This is a genomic window from Hydrogenophaga sedimenti, assembly GCF_051857515.1.
In the GTDB taxonomy this organism is placed as follows: Bacteria; Pseudomonadota; Gammaproteobacteria; order Burkholderiales; family Burkholderiaceae_C; genus Hydrogenophaga.
The window spans coordinates 83,523-103,993 of record NZ_JBPZHA010000014.1 but is presented as its reverse complement, the minus strand read 5'-3'; the positions used below and the strand labels follow the sequence as shown (position 1 = coordinate 103,993).

The window sequence follows — 20,471 nt, the reverse complement described above, 5'->3', positions numbered from 1 at the left end:
CCCGGTGCTCCAGGACCATGCGAACGGCACGCTCGCGCACTTCTGGTGAAAACTGGTTCGACTTCTTGCTCATGGCTCTATCCTCTCAGGGAAAAGAGCCTCCTCAAAACCCGGGGCGGTTCATACAGCCAGAACAGAATCGACAAACCTGACTGGTCAATGTTGAAGTCTGTGACGCAGTCTAGCGGCGAGTAAAGAAGCCATCCACCGCGGCCTCCTGAGCCTCGGCCCCCACTGGCTACGATGCGGAATCAGAACAACGATAAGCCACAGGGAGGAACCCATGTCACCCGTCACCCCAACCACTCCCGCACAACAGCGCTCCACCTTCGTGACCACGCTCGCCTGGCTGTGGATGGTGCCGTCGCAGGCCTCGGGCATCGGACTGCTCAAGCGCAAGGAGTGGGCGCGGCTGCTGTTCATCGCCCTGCTGGGCCTGAGCATCCTGGGGAACATCGGCGGGTTCTTCGCCCAGCAATCGGCCTTCTCGTACATCTCGGCCATGCCCGAGGCGCCGCCCGAATTCCACGCGCAGTTCGAACGCATGGCGACGACGATGTGGGTCGTTTCGATCGCGATGGCGGTTGGGGTCTCGGCGGTGTCGGGCTGGCTGATGTGGCGTCTGGCTTCGGCGCCGGTCAAAGCGGAGTTTGGTGCTGCATTTGGAGCTGCATGTTGAAAGCCTCCTCGATGCAAGTTCAGCTTTCACCAAACGACTATCTCGCCGCGGTTCGTCTCGGCATCAAGCCGCGCCCCGTGTTCATGGTCATTGGCTGCATGGTCTGCCTGCTCGGGTTGCTCGGGCTGGTCTGGATCGCGAAATCAATTGTTCAGGGTCAGGCTGGTTGGAACGAGGTGATCGGCTTCTTCGTTCTGTGCTTCCTCCCTGTTTGGTACTGGGTGTACATCCCTTGGCGGGTCAACAGGCTGTTTCGTCAGCATCGCTCGCTGCACGAGCCCTATACCGTTGAGCTGGAAGCGGAAGGCTTGCGCTTTCGAACTTCCAACGGCGCGGCTTTGCTGCCGTGGAGTCATGTACATCGGTGGAGGGAGTCCACTTCGGTTTTCTCTGTCTACCAGGCAGATACGCTGTTTCAAATCCTCCCGAAGCGATTCTTCGCGCGACCGCTCACCGAAGAAGCCTTACGAGAAGCGCTTCTCAGACACGTGGGACCGGCCAACAAGGCCGTCAAACCTGCGAAGCCTTGAATTTGTAACCGCGCTTTGCGGACACTTGCCTTGACGTTTACACGTCAGAGACGAAACAGGTCCACCATGGCTGTTCGACTTTGAAAGGAAAAGCCATGCAACGACGTTCCCTCTTTCAGGCCCTGTTGGCGACCGGTGTCGGCGTTTTCGCCCTGCCCGCCATGGCCAAGGACCACAAGGAATGGCCGCCTTCGGCACGGCACGGTGGCTGGAAAGACAAGCCGCCCAAGGGCGACAAACACGACAACGGACACGACAACGGACGCCACAACGCCCGCGGCCATGCGTTCGGGCGCGGCCGGCCGCTGCCGGGCGAGTTTCGTGGTCCGCGCTACGTCGTGACGGACTACCGGCGCTACCGCCTGCCGCGGCCTCCCCGCCACCAGCACTGGGTGCGGGTCGGCCCCGATTTCGTCCTGGTGATGGCCACCACGGGCATCATCGTGAACGTGGTGTTCGGCAACTGACCTCCCGCCCCGGCGCGCTCAGAACTTCCTCACCTCGATGCCGTGCTTCTGCAGCGCGTAGCCCATCTGCCGGGGCGTGATCTTGAGCAGGCGGGCGGCCTTGGCCTGGACCCAGCCGCAGCGCTCCATCGCCCAGACCAGGCGTTCGCGTTCGCCTTCGGGTTTGTCGTCGGCGCGGGCCGCTGACGCGATGCTGGTGCCCGCCGGCTCGGCACCGGCCGAGGGGGCCAGGGGGGCGCCGAAGGCGCTGTCTTCATCGAGTTCGGCCGGACGCGAGTCGCCCGCGTCGGTGCCGCCACCGAAGTAGGCGGGCTGGCGCGGGGGCGGCGCGGTGGGAATTTCGGTGATCGGGATTTCGGCCAGGCGGCTGGGGCGCACGGCGTCTTCGCGTTCGATGTGGTGCAGCACCTGCGTGAGGCAGCGGTTGTCGCGGCAGGGGAAGGCGAGGTCGGTGATGACTTCGTTGTGCGCCATGGTGGCGGTGCGCTCGACGCAGTTTTCCAGCTCGCGCACGTTGCCGGGCCAGTAGCAGCTGGTGAGCACGCGCATGGCCTCCGGGCTGAACTTGGTGGTCTTGGCGTTTTCGCGGTTGAAGCGTTCGAGGAAGTGCTGCGCCATCGCGGGGATGTCTTCGCGGCGCTCGCGCAGCGGCGGCAGCTGGATGCTGACGACGTTGATGCGGTAGTAGAGGTCGGCGCGGAATTCGCCGGCCTGCACCATGCGCTCGAGGTTGCGGTTGGTCGCGAGGATGAGGCGCACGTCGACCTTGACCGGCGCGCCGCCGCCGACGCGCTCGAAGCTGCGCTCCTGCAGCACGCGCAGCAGCTTGGCCTGGAACGAGGCGGAGATGTCGCCGATTTCGTCGAGAAAGAGCGTGCCGCCGTGGGCCATTTCGAAGCGGCCCTTGCGCTGGCCCTGGGCGCCGGTGAAGGCGCCTTTTTCGTGGCCGAACAGTTCGCTCTCCAGCAGGCTTTCGGTCAGCGCGGCGCAGTTGACGCCGACGAAGGGTTCCTTGGCGCGCGGCGAGAGGCTGTGGATGGCGCGGGCCATCACTTCCTTGCCGGTGCCGCTTTCGCCGCGCAGCAGCACGGTGGTGCGCGAAGGGGCGACCTGTTCGATCTGCTCGAAGACCTTGAGCATGGGCTCGGAGACGCCAACCACCTGCTCGATCTTGGCGCGCTGCCCGCCCAGGGCCTTGTGCATGCGGCGGGTTTCGTCCTGCAGGGTCTCAGCGGCGGCGGTGACACTGCGGTGCAGCAGCAGCGCCTGGCCCATCAGCGTGGCGACCATGCGCAGCAGCCGCAGGTCGTCGGCGAACACGCGGCGCTCGTCCGGGTTGAGGCAGTCGATCACCAGCACGCCCAGCGTGCGGTGGTCGGCGCGGATCGGGGTGGCGAGCATGGCGACCGGGATGCCCGGGCTCTGGTCGGCGCCGCCGGTGCGGTTGAGGAACAGCGGCTCTGCACGCACGTCGGGCACGGTGGCGGGCACGCCGCTGGCGAACACGTGGCCGACGATGCCTTCGCCCGATTCGAAATGCAGGCGCTGCTGTTCGGCCTGCGTGAGGCCGAGGGCGCAGAGGCCGGTGAGCCTGTTTTCGCCGTCGGCGACCACGACGAAAGTGCGGCGCCAGTCGAAGGCGTGGAGCAGGTAGTTGAGCGCTTCGCGGAAGGTCTTGTGGACGTCCAGCGAAGTGGCCAGCGTCTTGCTGACTTCGTAGACCGCGTCCAGCTCGCGACGCATCAGGTGGGGTTGCATGTTCACGATGGGACTCCCATCTTTGGTAGGCCGTCGGAGATGCACCAGCAGCGGGAATCCGCCGCGAGGCGACAGCCATGAGCCTGCTGCGGTGCAAAAAACATGCCGACCCCGGCGTTTGCAACAAACCCGACAAGGCCGCCCGGTGTTGTCCGACACGCGGCCCACAAAGCCCACACAAAACCGTCTTCGAAAGGCCGAGAAAGCGACAAAAGCGCATGGCACCGAAGTTGCAGAAGGGGCAACAACCGCCTTTTCCAGGAGCCTGCCATGCCGGACGACAGCACCCCTCACGCCACCGCCCGCACCGCACTGCCGATCTATCTGGATTACGCCGCGACGACCCCGGTGGACCGCCGCGTGGCCAGCAAGATGTGGCCCTACCTGATCGAGCAGTATGGCAACCCCGCCAGCCGTTCGCACGCCTATGGCTGGGTGGCGGAAGAAGCGGTCGAGCTGGCGCGCGAACAGGTCTGTGCGCTGATCAACGCCGACCCGCGCGAGATCGTCTGGACCAGCGGCGCGACCGAGTCGAACAATCTCGCGATCAAGGGCGCGGCCCACTTCCACAAGGCGAAGGGGAAACACCTCGTGACCGTGGCGACCGAGCACAAGGCGGTGCTCGACAGCATGCGCGAGCTGGAGCGCGAGGGTTTCGAGGTCACGGTGCTGCCGGTGCTGCCCAGCGGCCTGCTCGATCTGGACCTGTTCAAAGCATCACTGCGCCCTGATACGGTGCTCGCCTCGGTCATGTTCGTGAACAACGAGACCGGCGTGATCCAGGACATCGCCGCCATCGGCGCGATCTGCCGCGCCAAGGGCGTGCTGCTGCATGTGGACGCGGCGCAGGCCGCTGGCAAGGTGGTGATCGATCTGGACGTGCTGCCGGTCGACCTGCTCTCACTCTCGGCGCACAAGATCTACGGCCCCAAGGGCATCGGCGCCCTGTATGTGCGCCGCAAGCCGCGCGTGCGCATCGAGGCGCAGATGCACGGCGGCGGTCACGAGCGCGGCATGCGCTCGGGCACGCTGCCCACGCACCAGATCGTCGGCATGGGCGAGGCCTTCTGGCTGGCGCGCGAACAGATGGCGAGCGACAACGCGCGGATCACCGCGCTGCGCGAGCGGCTGTGGGCCGGCATCACGAAGCTGGACTGCGTCGAGCTCAACGGCGACCCGGTGCACCGCGCCTGCGGTTATCTGAACGCCAGCTTCAACTATGTCGAGGGCGAGTCGCTGCTGATGGGCATCAAGGGCGTGGCGGTGTCGTCGGGCTCGGCCTGCACCTCGGCCAGCCTGGAACCCAGCTACGTGTTGCGCGCCATGGGCCGCAGCGACGAGCTGGCGCACAGCTCGGTGCGTTTCTCGATCGGCCGCTTCACGACCGCCGAAGAGATCGATTCGACGATCGCGCAGATCACCGAGGTGGTGACACGGCTGCGCGGCATGAGCCCGCTGTGGGACATGGTGCAGGCCGGCATCGACCTGTCCACGATCCAGTGGGCGGAACACTGATCCATCCACCCTGACACCGGAGAAAACCATGGCCTACAGCGACAAGGTGGTTGACCACTACGAGAACCCCCGCAACGTCGGCGCGTTCGACGCCGGCGACGACAGCGTCGGCACCGGCATGGTGGGCGCGCCCGCCTGCGGCGACGTGATGAAGCTGCAGATCCGCGTGAACGCCCAGGGCGTGATCGAGGACGCGAAGTTCAAGACCTACGGCTGCGGCTCGGCGATCGCGTCGAGCTCGCTGGTCACCGAATGGGTGCGCGGCCGCACGCTGGACGAAGCGCTGGCGATCAAGAACTCCGCCATTGCCGAAGAGCTGGCGCTGCCGCCCGTGAAGATCCATTGCTCGATCCTGGCCGAGGACGCCATCAAGGCGGCCGTGGCCGACTACCGCTCGCGCCACGGCGGCTCTCCCGGCGAGAGCACCGTCGTGGAAAAGGAAGCCTGCGAACCCCGCGGTCATTGAGGCCGCACCCCTCCTGAGGAGAAATGCCATGTCCGCTGTGTCCGAAGCTGTCGCCCACCCGTCGGCGCCCATCCCTGCCCTGCTGGATTTCACGCCGCAGGCCGCCGCCAAGGTGGCCGAGCTGATCCAGGAGGAAGGCAACCCCGAGCTGAAGCTGCGCCTGTACGTCACGGGCGGCGGCTGCTCGGGCTTCTCGTATGGCTTCGTGTTCGACGACCAGGTCGCCGAAGACGACACCATCGTCTCGACCGAAGGCGTCTCGCTGGTGGTCGACGCGATGAGCCAGCAGTACCTGATGGGCGCGCGGGTCGATTTCGAGGACGGCCTGGAAGGCTCGCGCTTCGTGATCCACAACCCCAACGCGCAGACCACCTGCGGTTGCGGCAGTTCGTTTTCCGTCTGAAGGAGATCACCATGTCGGTGTCACTCACCCCCGCCGCCGCGCGGCATGTGGAGAGGTCGCTGGTCAAGCGCGGCGCGGGCCTGGGCCTGCGGCTGGCGGTGAAGACCAGCGGCTGCTCGGGCTTCGCCTACGCGCTGGAGTTCGTCGACGAGATGAACGCCGACGACCAGTGTTTCGAGAACCACGGCGTGAAGGTCATCGTCGACCCGCGCAGCCTGGGCATGCTCGACGGCACCGAACTGGACTTTGTGCGCGAAGGCCTCAACGAGGGCTTCAAGTTCAACAACCCGAACGCGAAAAACAACTGCGGCTGCGGCGAAAGCTTCGCGGTATGAAGCCCACCCCCGTCGCTTGCTCGCTGCGCGTAGCCGCATCCCCCCTCAAGGGGGCGCTCCCTGCGGCCCGGCGGAGCCGGTTCCGCGGGAGCCCTGGCGTGCGGTCGTGGCACCACTGAACCCGTATCGGAAAGAACATGGCACTCCTCCAGATCGCTGAACCGGGCCGCTCGGCCGCACCGCACCAGCACCGGCTGGCGGCGGGCATCGATCTGGGCACCACCAACTCGCTGATCGCGACGGTGCAGAGCGCGCAGGCGCGGGCGCTGCCCGATGCGGCCGGGGCGCTCTTGCTCCCCTCGGTGGTGCGCTACTTCGCCGACGGCGAGCCGGTGGTCGGCCACGCGGCGCAGGCGCAGCAGGCCGAAGACCCGCAGAACACGATCGTCTCGGTCAAGCGCTTCATGGGCCGCACCCTGGGCGACCTGCGCGAGGCCAAGGGACTGCCCTACCGCTTCGTCGACGGCGCGGGCATGGTCGGCATCACCACCGCGGCGGGCGAGCGCTCGCCGGTGCAGGTCTCGGCCGACATCCTCACCGCGCTGCGGTTGCGCGCCGAGGACGCGATGGGCGGTCCGCTGGCGGGGGTGGTGATCACCGTGCCGGCCTACTTCGACGACGCCCAGCGCCAGGCCACCAAGGACGCAGCCAGGCTCGCGGGCCTGACGGTGCTGCGCCTGCTCAACGAACCGACCGCCGCGGCGATTGCCTACGGTCTGGACAAGGCGGCAGAAGGCACGTTTGTGGTCTACGACCTGGGCGGCGGCACGTTTGACGTGTCGGTGCTCAAGCTCTCGCGCGGCGTGTTCGAGGTGCTGGCGACCGGCGGCGACTCGGCCCTGGGCGGCGACGATTTCGACCGCGTGATCGCCGAGTGGTTCTGCACGCAGCACGGCATCGCGGGCGTCGAGGCCTTGTCTCCGACGGCCCAGCGTTCGCTGCTGGGCGCGTCGCGCTCGGCCAAGGAAGCGCTGTCCTCGCACGAGACCACGCCGCTGCGGGTCGCACTGACCGGCGGCGAGACGCTGCAGGCGATCCTCAGCCGCGAGCAGTTCGCCCAGCTCTCCAGGACACTGGTCGACCAGACGATCCGAGCGACCAAGCGCGCGCTGCGCGACGCGCGGCTGTCGACCGCCGAGATCGACGGCGTGGTGCTGGTGGGCGGCTCGACGCGCATGCCGGTGGCGCGCGACGCGGTGCGCGAGCACTTCGGCGTCGAGCCGCTGGCCGACATCGACCCCGACCAGGTGGTCGCGCTCGGTGCGGCGATGCAGGCCGACGTGCTGGCCGGCAATGCGGGCGGCGACGGCTGGCTGCTGCTGGACGTGTGTCCGCTGTCGCTGGGGCTGGAGACCATGGGCGGGCTGGTCGAGAAGATCATTCCGCGCAACTCGACGCTGCCGACAGCGCGTGCGCAGGACTTCACCACCTTCAAGGACGGCCAGACCGCGATGAGTCTGCATGTGGTGCAGGGCGAGCGCGAGTCGGTCAGCGACTGCCGCTCGCTCGCGCGTTTCGTGCTGCGCGGCATCCCCGCCGCGGTGGCGGGCTCGGCGCGCATCCGCGTGAGCTTCCAGATCGATGCCGACGGCCTGCTCTCGGTCACGGCGCGCGAACAGACTTCGGGTGTCGAGGCACACGTCGAGGTGAAGCCCACCTACGGCCTGGGCGACGAACAGATTTCCTCGATGCTGCAGGACGCCATCGGCTCCTCGGCCAAAGACATGCAGCTGCGGTCCCTGCGCGAGGCACAGATCGACGCGCGGCGCCTGCTGGACGCGACCGACGCGGCGCTGGCGCAGGACGGGCACCTGATGAACGACGACGAAGTCGCGGCGATCCGCGCCGTGATGTTCCAGCTGGCCGATGTGCTGGAGACCGAAGAAGACGTGCAGGGTCTGCGCATCGCGAGCGCGGAGCTGTCCTCGGCCACCGGCGAGTTCGCCGCGCGGCGCATGAACGCCTCGATCCAGCAGGCGCTGGCCGGCCGTTCGCTCGAAAGCCTCTGATGCCTGTGGTCCTCCTCCTGCCCCACCCCGACCTTTGCCCCGAGGGCAAGGAGTTTGAAGTCAAGCGCGGCGCGATGTTGTGCGAGAGCATGCTCAAGGCGGGCGTGGCGATCGAACACGCCTGCGACATGGTGGCCGCCTGCGCGACCTGCCATGTGCATGTGCGCGAGGGTGGCGCTTCGTTGGCCGAGCCGGACGACGAAGAAAACGACCAGCTCGACAACGCCTGGGGGCTGGACGCGCAGTCGCGGCTGGCCTGCTGCGTGAAGCTGCGCGACGCCGATCTGGTGGTTGAGCTGCCCAAGCACACCCGCAACCACGCACGCGAGAAATAGCCTTCGTTGCACCTCGCGCTGCGGCGGGCCTGCGTGCGCGAGGGCACAACCGGGGTGGTCGGCTGCGCCGACTCCGGTGCGGGCGCACGGGCGGGATCGGCACGGCCAAACTCGCTGCGTTCGCTGCGCTCTCTCCGCTCAGACAGTGGCCGTGAGTCGGTCAACGAGGCGCGCACCTGCGCGCCCGATCCCGCCCGCACGCCCACAGCCACCCCGGAATGCGCCCCCGCGCACGCAGGCCCGCCGCAGCCAATGGCGTGGTTGGAGAGCGGTGTTTGAAACGGAACATTCCTGACACCGTTCGGGCAAGCCGGGTGCCCTCGTCGGACAAATCGGGCCTCAAACCACACACAACACCGCCCAAACACCGTGGCACGCCTTATGCGATAGACCTCTCGAAAGGACACCGCGACATGGCACACCACCTGGTCATCAACGACACCACGCTGCGCGACGGCGAGCAGACGGCGGGCGTGGCCTTCACGGTGGCGGAGAAGTGCGCGATCGCCAGTGCGCTGTCGGCCGCCGGCGTCCCCGAGATGGAAATCGGCATCCCGGCGATGGGCGACGAAGAGATCGCCTGCATCAACGAGATCGCGGCGCTGCGCCTGCCGGCCCGCCTGATGGTCTGGGGCCGCATGACCGACGCCGACCTCGCCGCCGCGCTGCGCTGCGAGGCCCACATCATTCACCTGTCGATGCCGGTCTCCGACATCCACCTGCGCCACAAGCTGCGCCAGACGCGCGAGGAAGTGATGTCGCAGGTCACGCGCGTCATCACCCGCGCCGCAGCCAGCGGCCTGCAGGTGTCGTTCGGCATGGAAGACGCCTCGCGCGCCGACCACGCCTTCATGGCGCAGATCGCGCGCCGCGCGGCCGACTGCGGCGCCTCGCGCGTGCGCTTCGCCGACACGCTGGGCGTGCTCGACCCGTTCTCGACCTTCGAGGCCATCGCCCGCCTGCGCCAGGACCTGCCCGACATGGAAATCGAGATCCATGCGCACAACGACCTGGGCCTGGCGACCGCCAACACCCTGGCCGCGCTGCGCGCCGGCGCCAGCCACGCCAACACCACCGTCAACGGTCTGGGCGAGCGCGCGGGCAACGCGGCGCTGGAAGAGATCGTGATGGGCGTGCGCCACCTGCACGGCGGCGACACCGGCGTGCACACGCAGTCGCTGGTCGCCATCTCGCACCTGGTCGCGCAGGCCTCGGGCCGCCCGGTCGCGTTCAACAAGAGCATCGTCGGCGAGGCGGTGTTCACCCACGAGTCCGGCATCCACATCGACGGCCTGCTCAAAAACCCGAGCACCTACGAAAGCTTCGACCCGGCCGAGCTGGGCCGCGAGCGCCGCACCGTGCTGGGCAAGCACTCGGGCTCGCAGTCGGTGCGCATGGCCTACGGCTCGATCGGTGTCGCGCTCAACGACGACGGCCTGACCGGTCGCCTGCTGGGCCGCATCCGCGCCCACGCGATGGCCGCCAAGCGCGCGCCGACGCCGCAGGACCTGCAGCGCTTCCTCGCCGAATCGCGCCCGGTGCTGCCGGCCGCCGGCAACGCGTCATGACCGACCGCGAGAACCCCATGCTGGCTGTCACCGCCCCGACCTCCGCCCAGCGTTCACCAGGCTGGTGGGCGCTGGTGCGCGGGGACGTGGCCTGTGTGCTGGCGCGCGACCCGGCGGCGCGCAACCGCCTGGAGGTCTGGACCATCTACCCGGGCGTGCAGGCCGTGGCGCTGCACCGGCTGGCCCACGCACTGTGGTCGCGCGGCTGGCGCTTCGGACCACGCTTCATTTCCTATGTCGCGCGCTGGATCACCAACGTCGACATCCACCCGGGCGCGCGCATCGGTGCACGCTTCTTCATCGACCACGGCGCGGGCGTCGTGATCGGCGAGACGGCCGAGATCGGCGACGACGTCACCCTCTATCACGGCGTCACGCTCGGCGGCACCAGCTGGAACCCCGGCAAGCGCCACCCGACGCTGGGCCACGGCGTGGTGGTCGGCGCGGGCGCCAAGATCCTGGGGCCCATCACCGTCGGCGAAGGCGCCCGCGTGGCGGCCAATTCGGTGGTGATCGAACCCGTGCCCTCGGGCGCGACGGTGGTCGGCATTCCGGGCCGCGTGGTCGCGCCGCGCCGCCGCACGCCGCACGGCTTCGACCTCAACCACCACCTGATCCCCGACCCGGTCGGCAAGGCCATGGCCTGCGTGCTCGACCGGCTCGCCCAGCTTGAACGCGCACAGGCCGCCGGCGCCGGCCTGAGCACGACCGACGCGGCCTGCGGCGGTTGCGAAGACCCCTGCGCCACCCCCAGCTTCGACCGCAAGACAACGGTCACCGTCCACGAGGAGTGAACACCATGGAAGACTTTCTCACCCGCCTCAAGGCCCTGTCGTCGGCCGAAGACTTCCTGCACTTCTTCGGGGTGCCGTTCGACCCCGCGGTGGTCAACGTGAGCCGGCTGCACATCCTCAAGCGCTTCTTCCAGTACCTGCGCCAGCAGTCGGCCGACATGCCGCAGGACAACGAGGTCGCGATGTTCACGGCCTACCGCGGCCTGCTGGTCCAGGCCTACGGCGACTTCGTGCGCTCGACCCCGGCCCAGGAAAAGGTCTTCAAGGTGTTCCAGGACGTCGGTGGCCGCCAGCACGTGTCGATCGACAACCTCAAGGCCTCATTGCCGCAGCGCGCCGCTGCCTGAAAGGAGCACCACCATGCACATCGTCGTCTGCATCAAGCAGGTCCCGGACTCGGCGCAGATCCGCGTCCACCCGGTGACCAACACCATCATGCGCCAGGGCGTGCCGGCGATCGTGAACCCCTACGACCTGTTCGCGCTGGAAGAGGCGCTGCGCCTGAAGGACCAGTTCGGCGGCCGCGTCACCATGCTCTGCATGGGCCCGCCGCAGGCCGAGGACGCGCTGCGCAAGTGCATCAGCTTCGGCGCCACCGACGCCATCCTGGTGACCGACCGCGCCTTCGCCGGCGCCGACACCCTGGCCACCAGCTACGCGCTGACCGCGGCCATCCGCAAGATCCACGCCGAGCAGGCGGTGGACCTGGTCTTCACCGGCAAGCAGACCATCGACGGCGACACCGCCCAGGTCGGCCCCGGCATCGCCAAACGCCTGGGCTGGAACCTGCTGACCTACGTCAGCAAGATCAACGAGGTCGACCTGGACGGCAAGACCCTGACCGTGGAGCGCCGCGCCGAAGGCGGCGTGCAGCGCCTGCAGACCACGCTGCCCAGCCTGATCACCATGCTCGAAGGCACGAACGAAATGCGCTTCGCCACCATGGACGACATGCTGCGCGCCGGCCGCTGCCAGATCCGCAAGTGGAGCAAGGACGACGCCGGCATCGAGGACATCACCAAGATCGGCCTCAAGGGCAGCCCCACGATCGTCAGCAAGGTGTTCGCCCCCAAGGCCCGCAGCGTGCGCGCCGAGATGCAGGAAGTGGGCGACGGCACCAGCGTCAACGACGTCTGCCTGAACCTGCTGCAGAAGATCTTCACCACCCACCCGACGCTCGAGCAAGAGACCGTCGAGCGCCTGTCCGCCTGAGGAGCACACCATGAGTGAAGCCGCCAAACCCGCGAACGTTCCGCAGATGGCCGCCGCCGCCGCTGCGGGTGCCGCCAAGACCGCCGGCCGCAGTGGCCGCAGCACCGAACTGCCCGAACACCTGAAGGTCTACAAGGGCGTGTGGGTGTTCATCGAACACGACCGCGGCCAGGTGCACAGCGTCAGCTGGGAGCTCATGGGCGAGGCCCGCAAGCTGGCCGACAAGCTGGGCGTGGACGTCAGCGGCGTGCTGCTGGGCGGCCCGGCCGACAAGCTGGAGGACTACGCCAAGGAGGCCTACGTCTACGGCGCCGACCACTGCTACCTCATGCGCGACCCGGTGCTGCAGGGCTACCGCAACGAGCCCTTCACCAAGGGCCTGACCGACCTGGTGAACCAATACCAGCCCGAGATCCTGCTGCTGGGCGCGACCACCATGGGCCGCGACCTCGCGGGCTCGGTGGCCACCACCCTGGGCACGGGCCTCACCGCCGACTGCACCGAGCTGAACATCGACGGCCGCGCCCTGGCCGCCACCCGCCCCACCTTCGGCGGCAGCCTGCTGTGCACCATCATGACCCTGGCCTACCGGCCGCAGATGGCCACCATGCGTCCGCGCACCGCCGCCATGCCGGCCCGCGACGAAAGCCGCAGCGGCGACATCATCACGATGGACCTCGGCATGATCGAGACCGACATCGTCACCAAGCTGCTGGCCTTCATTCCCGACGCCACCAGCAACAACATCAACCTGGCCTACGCGGACATCATCGTCACCGCCGGCAAGGGCCTGAAGAACGCCGACAACTGCAAGCTGGTGTGGGACCTGGCCCGCGTGCTGGGCGCCGAAGTCGGCGCGACGCGGGCGGTCACGCAGGCCGGCTGGCTGGAGGCCGAACGCCAGGTCGGCCAGACCGGCAAGACCGTGCGGCCCAAGCTCTACATCGCGGCCGGCGTGAGCGGCGCAATCCAGCACCGGGTGGGCATGGAGGCCTCGGACGTGATCGTCGCGATCAACACCGACCCCAACGCGCCGATCTTCGACTTCGCCCACCACGGCATCGTCGGCAACGCGATGCAGGTGCTGCCGGCGCTGACCGCCGCCTTCCGCTCCCACCTCGACAAGCGCATCCGGAGAGTGGCATGACCCCCCGAAGCGGCCAAGGCCGCCTCCCCCCAGGGGGCGCCGCTGGCGGCCCGGCAAAGCCGGTTCCGCGGCGGCCGCTTGAAAAATCCTCGTTCAAGGAGATCTGAGATGTCCAACGAAAAGTTCGACGCGATCGTGGTCGGGGCGGGGCCCTCGGGCAACGCCGCGGCCTACACCATGGCCAAGGCCGGCCTGAAGGTCCTGCAGATCGAGCGCGGGGAATACCCGGGCAGCAAGAACGTGCAGGGCGCGATCCTGTACAGCAACGCGCTGGAACAGATCATTCCGGACTTCCGCGAGGACGCGCCGCTGGAGCGCCACATCATCGAGCAGCGCATGTGGATGATGGACGACGAGAGCTTCGTCGGCACCCACTACCGCAGCGACGACTACAACAAGCCGCCCTACAACCGCTACACCATCATCCGGGCGCAGTTCGACAAGTGGTTCAGCTCCAAGGTGCGCGAGGCCGGTGCCCTGCTGATCTGCGAGACCACGGTGGAAGAGCTGCTGCTGGACGGCGAACGGGTCATCGGCGTGCGCTGCGACCGCCTGGGTGGCGAGGTCTACGCCGACGTGGTGGTGCTGGCCGACGGTGTCAACAGCACGCTGGCGCGCAAGGCCGGCTTCCACGGCGAACTGGACGCGGGCAACGTGGCGCTGGCCGTCAAGGAAATCCTGTTCATGCCCGAGGAGGTGATCCAGTCGCGCTTCAACATCAAGGAAGACGAGGGCGTGGTGATCGAGCTGATGGGCAAGGTGACCGAGGGCATGGTGGGCACGGGTTTCCTCTACACCAACAAGGAGTCGCTCACCATCGGCGTGGGCTGCATGCTCAGCGACTTCAAGGCCAACCCGCTGCGCACCAAGCCCTACGAGCTGCTGGAAAAGCTGAAGAAGCACCCCAGCATCGCGCCGCTGATCGAAGGCGGCGAGATGAAGGAGTACTGCGCCCACCTGATCCCGGAGGGCGGCTTCAACGCCGTGCCGCGCATCCACGGCGCCGGCTGGCTGATCGTGGGCGACTCGGGCGGCTTCGTCAACGCGGTGCACCGTGAAGGCTCCAACCTGGCCATGACCAGCGGCCGCCTGGCCGGCGAGACGGTGATCGCACTGAAGGAAGCCGGCAAGGAACCCACGGCGGCCAACCTGAAGCTCTACAGGGACAAGATGGACGGGTCCTTCGTGATGAAAGACCTGAAGAAGTACCGCAAGCTGCCCGACGTGCTGCACAGCAGCCCGCAGTTCTTCACCGCCTACCCCGAGCTGGTCAACCGCGCGGCCAAGACCTTCTTCACCGTCGACGGCGTGGACAAGCATTCCAAGGAAAAGGAAATCCTGGGGAGCTTTCGCAGCAAGCGCAGCCTGACCGGCCTGATGGGCGACGCCTTCAAGCTCTGGCGCGCCTCGCGCTGAACGCGCACGCCACCGCCGCACCCCCGCCGACCGCCCTTGCCCGAAGGAGCCACCATGAGCCTCGCCGTCAACGTCGAAGAGAAACTCTTCCAGAACCGCTACAAGGTCGACCACGGTCGGCCCCACATCCAGATCAAGAACGCCGAGGTCTGCAGCAACGAGTGCCAGTCGCAGGCCTGCACCTTCATCTGCCCGGCCGCCTGCTACAAGGCCGAAGGCAACCGCACGGTGACCCTGATCACCGACGGCTGCCTGGAGTGCGGCAGCTGCCGCGTGATCTGCACCGAACACGCCAACGTCGCCTGGGAATACCCGCGCGGCGGCCACGGCATCCTTTTCAAATTCGGTTGAAAGCGAAGCCATGAGCAAACCCGCCCGACACGTTTTCATCTGCACCCAGAACCCGCCGCAGCACCCGCGCGGCTCCTGCGCCGCCAAGGGCAGCACCGCGGTGCTGCAGGCCTTCTGGGCCGAGCAGCAGAAGCGCCAGGCCTACGAGGGTCTCGCGATCACCTACTCGGGCTGCATCGGCCCCTGCGACCAGGGCGCCAACGTGCTGGTCTACCCCGAGTCGGTGCTCTACCGCAATGTGACGCCCGAGGACGTGGCCGAGATCTTCGACGCGCACCTGGTCGGCGGCACGCCGGTCGGGCGCCTGCTCGCGCCCGGGTCGGTCTGGTGAGCCAGCGCCCGCCGGCGGGCGGCCGTCGGGACCTCAGGAAAGGGACGGTGCGGGGCCGTCGCCCAGGCTCCGGGTGAAGTCTTCCACCGCCGGCCGTGCCCGCGCCAGCGGTGCACGCGTGGGCGTGCCCAGGCTCACGAAGCAGACCGCGTGTTCGGCCGGGCCGAGACCGAACAGGCCACGCACGGCCCCGGACTTGAGGCCCTTGCCCGAGGTCAGGGCCGAGCCATAGCCCAGGGCGGTGGCCGCCAGCAGCAGGTTCTGCACCGCGCAGCCGGCCGACAGCGTGCGTTCCAGCACATCGACATCCGGGTCGCCGCGGTCGTCGTCGACCACCAGCAGAAGCAGCTCCGGCGCCCGCGCCGCCTTCTCGCGCGCCTGCGCCTGCTGCTCGGCAGTCGCCGCCGGATCGCGTTCCAGCAGCGCCCGGGCCAGCGCGTCGCCCAGCGCGGCGCGCTGCGACAGCGGAATGCGCACGAAGCGCCAGGGCAGCAGCTGGTTGTGGTCGGGTGCGGTGGCGGCGGCGGCCAGGCACTGGTGCAACTCGCTCTCGGTCGGTCCCGGGGCCACCAGGCGTTTGGGCAGGGTCGTGCGCCGCGCCTGCATCACCTCCAGGAGCGCCGGAGCACTGTGGCTGTCATCCGTCTTCATGCAGTGTCTGTCCGTCGTGTTCGACATAGGCCATGTAGGGACCGGTTCCGCTGTGGTCGGACTCGGAGGCCGGCACGAAGGCGCCGCGCCCGGCATCGAACACGTGCACCTCGCCCTGCTCGATCACATAGTGCCAGCCGTGCAATGTAAGGTGTCCGGCCTCGACCGCGCGGCGCACCATCGGATAGTCCATCAGGCGTTCGAGCTGCAGCACCACGGCGCGCTGCTCGGTGCGGTGCAGGGCCTCGCGGCTGGGCTGGACCGGCAGCAGGGCTTCGTCGACCAGCTTGAGCCAGGCCTTGAGCGCCACCGCCTCGTCGGGCGCGCCTTCGTAGGCGGTGCGGATCGCGCCGCAATGGCTGTGGCCGCAGACGATGATGCGTTCGACCTGGAGGCTGAGCACCGCAAATTCGATCGCGGCCATCGTGCCATGGAGCCCGTGGGACTGGTCGTAGGGCGGCACGAAGGCCCCCACGTTGCGCACCAGGAACAGCTCGCCCGGCGCCGCACCGGTGAGCAGGTAGGGCACCAGCCGCGAGTCGGAACAGCCGATGAACAGGGTCTTGGGGTGCTGCCCCTGGGCCACCAGGTCCTGGAAGCGCTGCTGGTGGCGCGGGAAGTAGTCCTCGTGGAAATCGCGCAAGCGCAGCAGCAGGTCGTCGGGCATGGCGGGCCTCCGCTCCACCCGGTTATTGCACCAGTGGCGTGTCGGCGCCTTCCAGCTCGATGCCCTCCACCCTCGCCCGCCCGACCAGCAGGCGCATGTACTGGCGCAGCGCGGTGGCGCGCGACTGGTGCGTCAGGCGCTGGCGGATCGCGTCGGCGACCTCTTCGTAGGCCGGCAGCGTGCCCTTCTTGCGGCTGAGCACCTCGATGATGTGCAGGCCGAAGCGTGTGTGCACCAGGCGCGGATGCACCCCCATGCCCCAGCGCGAGTCGCTCTGGAAGAACAGCTCGTTGGCGAGTTCGGGCGCGCAGTCCTCCGGCGACACCCAGCCCAGGTCACCCCCTTCGGCGCTGGACGGGCAGTTGGACAGCTCGGCCGCCAGCTGCGCAAAGCGGCCGGGCGGCACGTCCTTGCGCGCCAGCTCCAGCAGCGCGGCCTCGGCGCGCTGGGTCAGCGCGTGCACATTGACGCCCGGCGTCACCGCGAACAGGATGTGCCGCACGTGCAGCGCCTGTCCGGCGATGAAGTGGGCCTTGTGGGTGTCGTAGTAGCGGCGGCACTCCTCGTCGGTCGGCTCGGGCGAACGCACCTCGTCGTCGGTCATCGCTTCGATCACGTGGCGCTCGGCCGCGTCGAGCTCGGGCGCCACCAGCACATGGGTGACGGGCAGCAGGCCGCGGAACACCGCGTGCTGCCGCAGCAGTTCGCTGTAGGCGCGCTCGCGCAGGGTTTCGGCGTCCAGCGCTTCGCCCGGCTCGTGCAGGGCAATGCCGTTGATGCTGGCGGGCACGATCTGCATCTGCCCCGAGCAGGCGCAGTTCGCGCTGCCGCATCCCAGGGATTGGCGTTCGGTCATGGTCATTCCTTCACACATGCTCAGCGACCCCGCTGGCTCAGGGGAGCCTGCGGCGTCATGCCGACACGGCGGCTGCGCACCACCTGGTAGGGACGCGCGACGTAGGCCAGGGTGCCGAAGCCGCTCCACACGTGCACCAGGCGGGTGAACGGGAAGATCAGGAAGATGCTCATGCCCAGGAACATGTGGGCCTTGAACACCCAGCTGGCCTCGGCCAGCAGCTCGGGCGCGCCGGCGCGGAAGGTGACGATGCGCTGCGCCCACTCGGCGAGCAGCAGCATCATGCCGCCGTCCAGGTGCTGGGCCGACAGCGGGATGGTCGCCAGACCGAGCGCGAACTGCGCCCACAGCAGCCACAGCAGCACGATGTCGCTGGTCTTGCTGGTGGCGCGGATGCGCGCGTCCGACAGGCGGCGGTGCAGCAGGATGCTGACACCGACGAAACCGAACAGGCCGAACAGGCCGCCCGAGACCATGGCCATGAGCTGCTTGTTGCCGGCGCTGATGAAGGGCTCGTACACGAAGTGCGGTGTCAGCATGCCCACACTGTGGCCGAAGAACAGGAACAGGATGCCGACGTGGAACAGGTTGCTGCCCCAGCGCAGCTGCCCTTTGCGCAGCAGCTGCGAGGAGTCGCTCTTCCAGCTGTACTGGTCGCGGTCGAAACGGATCAGGCTGCCCAGCAGGAAGACCGTGAGCGCGATGTAGGGATAGATGCCGAAGATGAAGTTCTGCAGGCCGTTCATGCTGCGACTCCTTGGGTTGGACTGGGGGAAGCAGGGGTGTTCTTGCGGACGATGTGGATCGGCTGCGCCTGGCCGGGCCGGTTCTGGCCGCGGGTGCTGCAACCGTCGAAGGCCTCGGGTTCGGCCCAGGCTTCGTCGAGCGCCTCGTCGGCCGTGAAGGGCACGGCCTGGGCCTTCTGGCCGGCCAGCTCCAGCACGGCAGCGACGACGGCCGCGTACGGGCTCTCGCGCTTGAGCAGGGCGCTGAAGACGGCGTTCAGGATGTGGGCCACTTCACCGAGGAAGGCCTTGGCCAGCGCGGGCGGCTGGGTGGAGGCGAACTCCAGCACCACGCCCAGGTGGTCGGGCAGCTCGTCGGGCCCGAGGTACAGGCCGGCCTTCTCGTAGGTCTGCACCAGATCGATCATGGCCGGGCCACGGTCGCGCGAGTCGCCGTGCACGTGCTCGAACAGGTGCAGCGAGGTGGCGCGGCCGCGGTCGAAGGTCTCGACGTAGCGGGCTTCGACCTCCAGCGGGTCCAGCCGCACCAGTTCGGCGGCCAGCGCGCGCAGCTCGGCGCGGCGCGGCGCCGGCACCGAAGCCTCTTCGTCGATGGCGGCGATCAGCGGCGCCAGTTCGCTGCGCAGCTGCGCATCGGGGTAGGCTATCAGACGCGCCAGGGCGCGCAGGGAATAGCGGGTGTTCTTCATGGCGTTTCCTTTCAGACCACCGACTGGATCGGGATGGTGCGGCGCTTGCTGCCACCGAACAGACTCGTCTCCGACGCGCCGTCCGAGCAACCGTTGCCGAACGAGAAGCCGCAGCCGCCGCGCAGGTCGAAGGCGTTTTCGGCGTACTCGCGGTGCGAGCTGGGGATGACGAAGCGGTCTTCGTAGTTGGCGATCGCCATCACGTGGTACATCTCTTCGACCTCGGCGCGGGTCAGGCCGGTCTGCTCCAGCACCCGGGTGTTCTCGACGCCGTCGACGTGCTTGCCGCGCTGGTAGGCGCGCATGGCCAGCATGCGTTCGAGCGCGCGCACCACCGGTGCCGTGTCGCCCGCGGTCAGCAGGTTGGCCAGGTACTGCAGCGGGATGCGCATCTGGCTGAAGTCGGGCAGCTCGCCGTTGGCACCGATCTGGCCGGCGTTGGCGGCGGCGCTGATCGGCGAGAGCGGCGGCACGTACCAGACCATGGGCAGGGTGCGGTATTCGGGGTGCAGCGGCAGCGCGACCTTCCAGTCGATCGCCATCTTGTAGACCGGGCTGTTGCGCGCGCCTTCGAGCCAGTTCTCGGGAATGCCGTCCTTGCGCGCCTGCTCGATCACGGCCGGGTCGTTCGGGTTGAGGAAGATGTCGAGCTGGGCCTGGTACAGGTCCTTCTCGTCGGGCACGCTGGCGGCCTCGGCGATGCGGTCGGCGTCGTACAGCACCACGCCCAGATACCGGATGCGGCCCACGCAGGTTTCACTGCACACGGTCGGCTGGCCGGCCTCGATGCGCGGGTAGCAGAAGATGCACTTCTCGGCCTTGCCGGTCTGCCAGTTGTAGTAGATCTTCTTGTAGGGGCAGCCGCTGACGCACATGCGCCAGCCGCGGCACTTGTCCTGGTCGATCAGCACGATGCCGTCGTCCTCGCGCTTGTAGATCGAGCCCGAGGGGCAGGACGCCACGCACGCCGGGTTCAGGCAGTGCTCGCACAGGCGCGGCAGGTACATCATGAAGGTGTTCTCGAACTGGCCGACCATGTCCTTCTGGACCTGGTCGAAGTTCGCGAGGTTGGCGTCCGCGCTGCGCTTGCTGAACTCACCGCCGAGGATTTCTTCCCAGTTCGGTCCCCACTCGATCTTCTCCATGCGCTGGCCGGTGATCAGGCTGCGCGGGCGGGCGGTCGGCGCGGCCTTGGTTTCCTTGGCCGACTGCAGGTGGTCGTAGTCGAAGGTGAAGGGCTCGTAGTAGTCGTCGATCTGCGGCAGGTTGGGGTTGCTGAAGATCTTCATCAGCAGCGACCACTTGCCGCCCTGCTTCGGGACGATGGAACCGTCGGCCTTGCGGACCCAGCCACCGTTCCACTTGTCCTGGTTCTCCCATTCCTTGGGGTAGCCGATGCCGGGCTTGGTCTCGACGTTGTTGAACCAGGCGTATTCGACGCCGGGGCGGCTGGTCCAGACGTTCTTGCAGGTGACCGAACAGGTGTGGCAACCGATGCACTTGTCCAGGTTCAGCACCATCGCGATTTGGGCGCGTACTTTCATTT

General features: G+C 68.0%; 24 protein-coding genes. 17 read left to right on the top strand and 7 right to left on the bottom strand.

The window, feature by feature from the left end; all coding sequences use genetic code 11:
• Positions 1-283 precede the first annotated feature (283 nt).
• The 3 genes from ACS5NL_RS20195 to ACS5NL_RS20185 all read left to right on the top strand — a co-directional run bounded on the left by ACS5NL_RS20195 (position 284) and on the right by ACS5NL_RS20185 (position 1,676).
• A complete protein-coding gene (locus ACS5NL_RS20195; RefSeq protein ID WP_439355762.1) occupies positions 284-679 on the top strand; it encodes a hypothetical protein in 396 nt (131 codons plus the stop codon).
• Positions 673-1,209, top strand: a complete 537-nt coding sequence (locus ACS5NL_RS20190; RefSeq protein WP_439355761.1) for a YcxB family protein — start codon at positions 673-675, stop codon at positions 1,207-1,209. Before ACS5NL_RS20195 ends, ACS5NL_RS20190 begins: the two co-directional genes overlap by 7 nt.
• A gap of 95 nt (positions 1,210-1,304) precedes the next feature.
• On the top strand, positions 1,305-1,676 hold the full coding sequence (locus ACS5NL_RS20185; RefSeq protein ID WP_439355760.1) for an RcnB family protein: 372 nt from the start codon (positions 1,305-1,307) through the stop codon (positions 1,674-1,676).
• Positions 1,677-1,694: 18 nt separating this feature from the next.
• Here ACS5NL_RS20185 and nifA read toward each other — a convergent pair whose 3' ends face one another.
• The gene (gene nifA / locus ACS5NL_RS20180) at positions 1,695-3,434 is read right to left on the bottom strand and encodes a nif-specific transcriptional activator NifA (RefSeq protein ID WP_439355766.1); all 1,740 of its coding nucleotides are present in this window, start codon (positions 3,432-3,434) and stop codon (positions 1,695-1,697) included.
• 270 nt (positions 3,435-3,704) lie between these two features.
• Between nifA and ACS5NL_RS20175 the strand changes: the two genes are divergently transcribed.
• The 14 genes from ACS5NL_RS20175 to ACS5NL_RS20110 all read left to right on the top strand — a co-directional run bounded on the left by ACS5NL_RS20175 (position 3,705) and on the right by ACS5NL_RS20110 (position 15,316).
• Entirely contained in the window at positions 3,705-4,949 is a 1,245-nt protein-coding gene (locus ACS5NL_RS20175) for an IscS subfamily cysteine desulfurase (protein WP_439355759.1), read from the top strand.
• Positions 4,950-4,977: 28 nt separating this feature from the next.
• Complete coding sequence (gene iscU / locus ACS5NL_RS20170; protein WP_439355758.1) at positions 4,978-5,415, top strand: Fe-S cluster assembly scaffold IscU; 438 nt, start codon at positions 4,978-4,980, stop codon at positions 5,413-5,415.
• A 28-nt stretch (positions 5,416-5,443) separates the two neighbouring features.
• Positions 5,444-5,818 carry an iron-sulfur cluster insertion protein ErpA gene (gene erpA / locus ACS5NL_RS20165; protein WP_439355757.1) on the top strand — a complete coding sequence of 125 codons (375 nt, stop codon included), beginning with the start codon at positions 5,444-5,446 and terminating at the stop codon, positions 5,816-5,818.
• A gap of 11 nt (positions 5,819-5,829) precedes the next feature.
• Positions 5,830-6,153, top strand: a complete 324-nt coding sequence (iscA, locus tag ACS5NL_RS20160) for an iron-sulfur cluster assembly protein IscA (RefSeq protein WP_411366297.1) — start codon at positions 5,830-5,832, stop codon at positions 6,151-6,153.
• Between the two features lie 137 nt (positions 6,154-6,290).
• Positions 6,291-8,162 carry a Fe-S protein assembly chaperone HscA gene (gene hscA / locus ACS5NL_RS20155; RefSeq protein WP_439355756.1) on the top strand — a complete coding sequence of 624 codons (1,872 nt, stop codon included), beginning with the start codon at positions 6,291-6,293 and terminating at the stop codon, positions 8,160-8,162.
• Positions 8,162-8,497, top strand: a complete 336-nt coding sequence (gene fdx, locus ACS5NL_RS20150) for an ISC system 2Fe-2S type ferredoxin (protein WP_439355755.1) — start codon at positions 8,162-8,164, stop codon at positions 8,495-8,497. The genes hscA and fdx overlap by 1 nt, the downstream gene beginning before the upstream one ends.
• A gap of 413 nt (positions 8,498-8,910) precedes the next feature.
• Positions 8,911-10,065: a homocitrate synthase gene (gene nifV / locus ACS5NL_RS20145; RefSeq protein WP_439355754.1), complete on the top strand. Its 1,155-nt coding sequence runs from the start codon at positions 8,911-8,913 to the stop codon at positions 10,063-10,065.
• 17 nt (positions 10,066-10,082) lie between these two features.
• Positions 10,083-10,859, top strand: a complete 777-nt coding sequence (gene cysE, locus ACS5NL_RS20140) for a serine O-acetyltransferase (protein WP_439355765.1) — start codon at positions 10,083-10,085, stop codon at positions 10,857-10,859.
• A gap of 5 nt (positions 10,860-10,864) precedes the next feature.
• Complete coding sequence (gene nifW, locus ACS5NL_RS20135; protein ID WP_439355753.1) at positions 10,865-11,206, top strand: nitrogenase stabilizing/protective protein NifW; 342 nt, start codon at positions 10,865-10,867, stop codon at positions 11,204-11,206.
• A 13-nt stretch (positions 11,207-11,219) separates the two neighbouring features.
• Positions 11,220-12,071, top strand: coding sequence for an electron transfer flavoprotein subunit beta/FixA family protein (locus ACS5NL_RS20130; RefSeq protein ID WP_439355752.1), 852 nt, complete (start codon positions 11,220-11,222; stop codon positions 12,069-12,071).
• 10 nt (positions 12,072-12,081) lie between these two features.
• Complete coding sequence (locus tag ACS5NL_RS20125; RefSeq protein ID WP_439355751.1) at positions 12,082-13,218, top strand: electron transfer flavoprotein subunit alpha/FixB family protein; 1,137 nt, start codon at positions 12,082-12,084, stop codon at positions 13,216-13,218.
• Positions 13,219-13,326: 108 nt separating this feature from the next.
• Positions 13,327-14,634 carry an FAD-dependent oxidoreductase gene (locus tag ACS5NL_RS20120; RefSeq protein WP_439355750.1) on the top strand — a complete coding sequence of 436 codons (1,308 nt, stop codon included), beginning with the start codon at positions 13,327-13,329 and terminating at the stop codon, positions 14,632-14,634.
• Positions 14,635-14,688: 54 nt separating this feature from the next.
• Positions 14,689-14,985 (top strand): ferredoxin family protein, encoded by a 297-nt coding sequence (locus tag ACS5NL_RS20115; RefSeq protein WP_439355749.1) that lies wholly within the window; start codon positions 14,689-14,691, stop codon positions 14,983-14,985.
• Positions 14,986-14,995: 10 nt separating this feature from the next.
• Positions 14,996-15,316, top strand: a complete 321-nt coding sequence (locus ACS5NL_RS20110; protein WP_439355748.1) for a (2Fe-2S) ferredoxin domain-containing protein — start codon at positions 14,996-14,998, stop codon at positions 15,314-15,316.
• Positions 15,317-15,349: 33 nt separating this feature from the next.
• Here ACS5NL_RS20110 and ACS5NL_RS20105 read toward each other — a convergent pair whose 3' ends face one another.
• The 6 genes from ACS5NL_RS20105 to narH are packed head-to-tail and all read right to left on the bottom strand — an operon-like array spanning position 15,350 to position 20,469.
• Positions 15,350-15,967 carry a nitroreductase family protein gene (locus ACS5NL_RS20105; RefSeq protein WP_439355747.1) on the bottom strand — a complete coding sequence of 206 codons (618 nt, stop codon included), beginning with the start codon at positions 15,965-15,967 and terminating at the stop codon, positions 15,350-15,352.
• Complete coding sequence (locus tag ACS5NL_RS20100) at positions 15,954-16,634, bottom strand: carbonic anhydrase (protein ID WP_439355746.1); 681 nt, start codon at positions 16,632-16,634, stop codon at positions 15,954-15,956. The genes ACS5NL_RS20105 and ACS5NL_RS20100 overlap by 14 nt, the downstream gene beginning before the upstream one ends.
• A 22-nt stretch (positions 16,635-16,656) precedes the next feature.
• Positions 16,657-17,490, bottom strand: coding sequence for a peptidylprolyl isomerase (locus ACS5NL_RS20095; protein ID WP_439355745.1), 834 nt, complete (start codon positions 17,488-17,490; stop codon positions 16,657-16,659).
• Between the two features lie 20 nt (positions 17,491-17,510).
• A complete protein-coding gene (narI, locus tag ACS5NL_RS20090; RefSeq protein WP_439355744.1) occupies positions 17,511-18,236 on the bottom strand; it encodes a respiratory nitrate reductase subunit gamma in 726 nt (241 codons plus the stop codon).
• Complete coding sequence (gene narJ, locus ACS5NL_RS20085; protein ID WP_439355743.1) at positions 18,233-18,925, bottom strand: nitrate reductase molybdenum cofactor assembly chaperone; 693 nt, start codon at positions 18,923-18,925, stop codon at positions 18,233-18,235. Before narJ ends, narI begins: the two co-directional genes overlap by 4 nt.
• A gap of 11 nt (positions 18,926-18,936) precedes the next feature.
• Positions 18,937-20,469: a nitrate reductase subunit beta gene (gene narH / locus ACS5NL_RS20080; RefSeq protein WP_439355742.1), complete on the bottom strand. Its 1,533-nt coding sequence runs from the start codon at positions 20,467-20,469 to the stop codon at positions 18,937-18,939.
• Positions 20,470-20,471 lie beyond the last annotated feature (2 nt).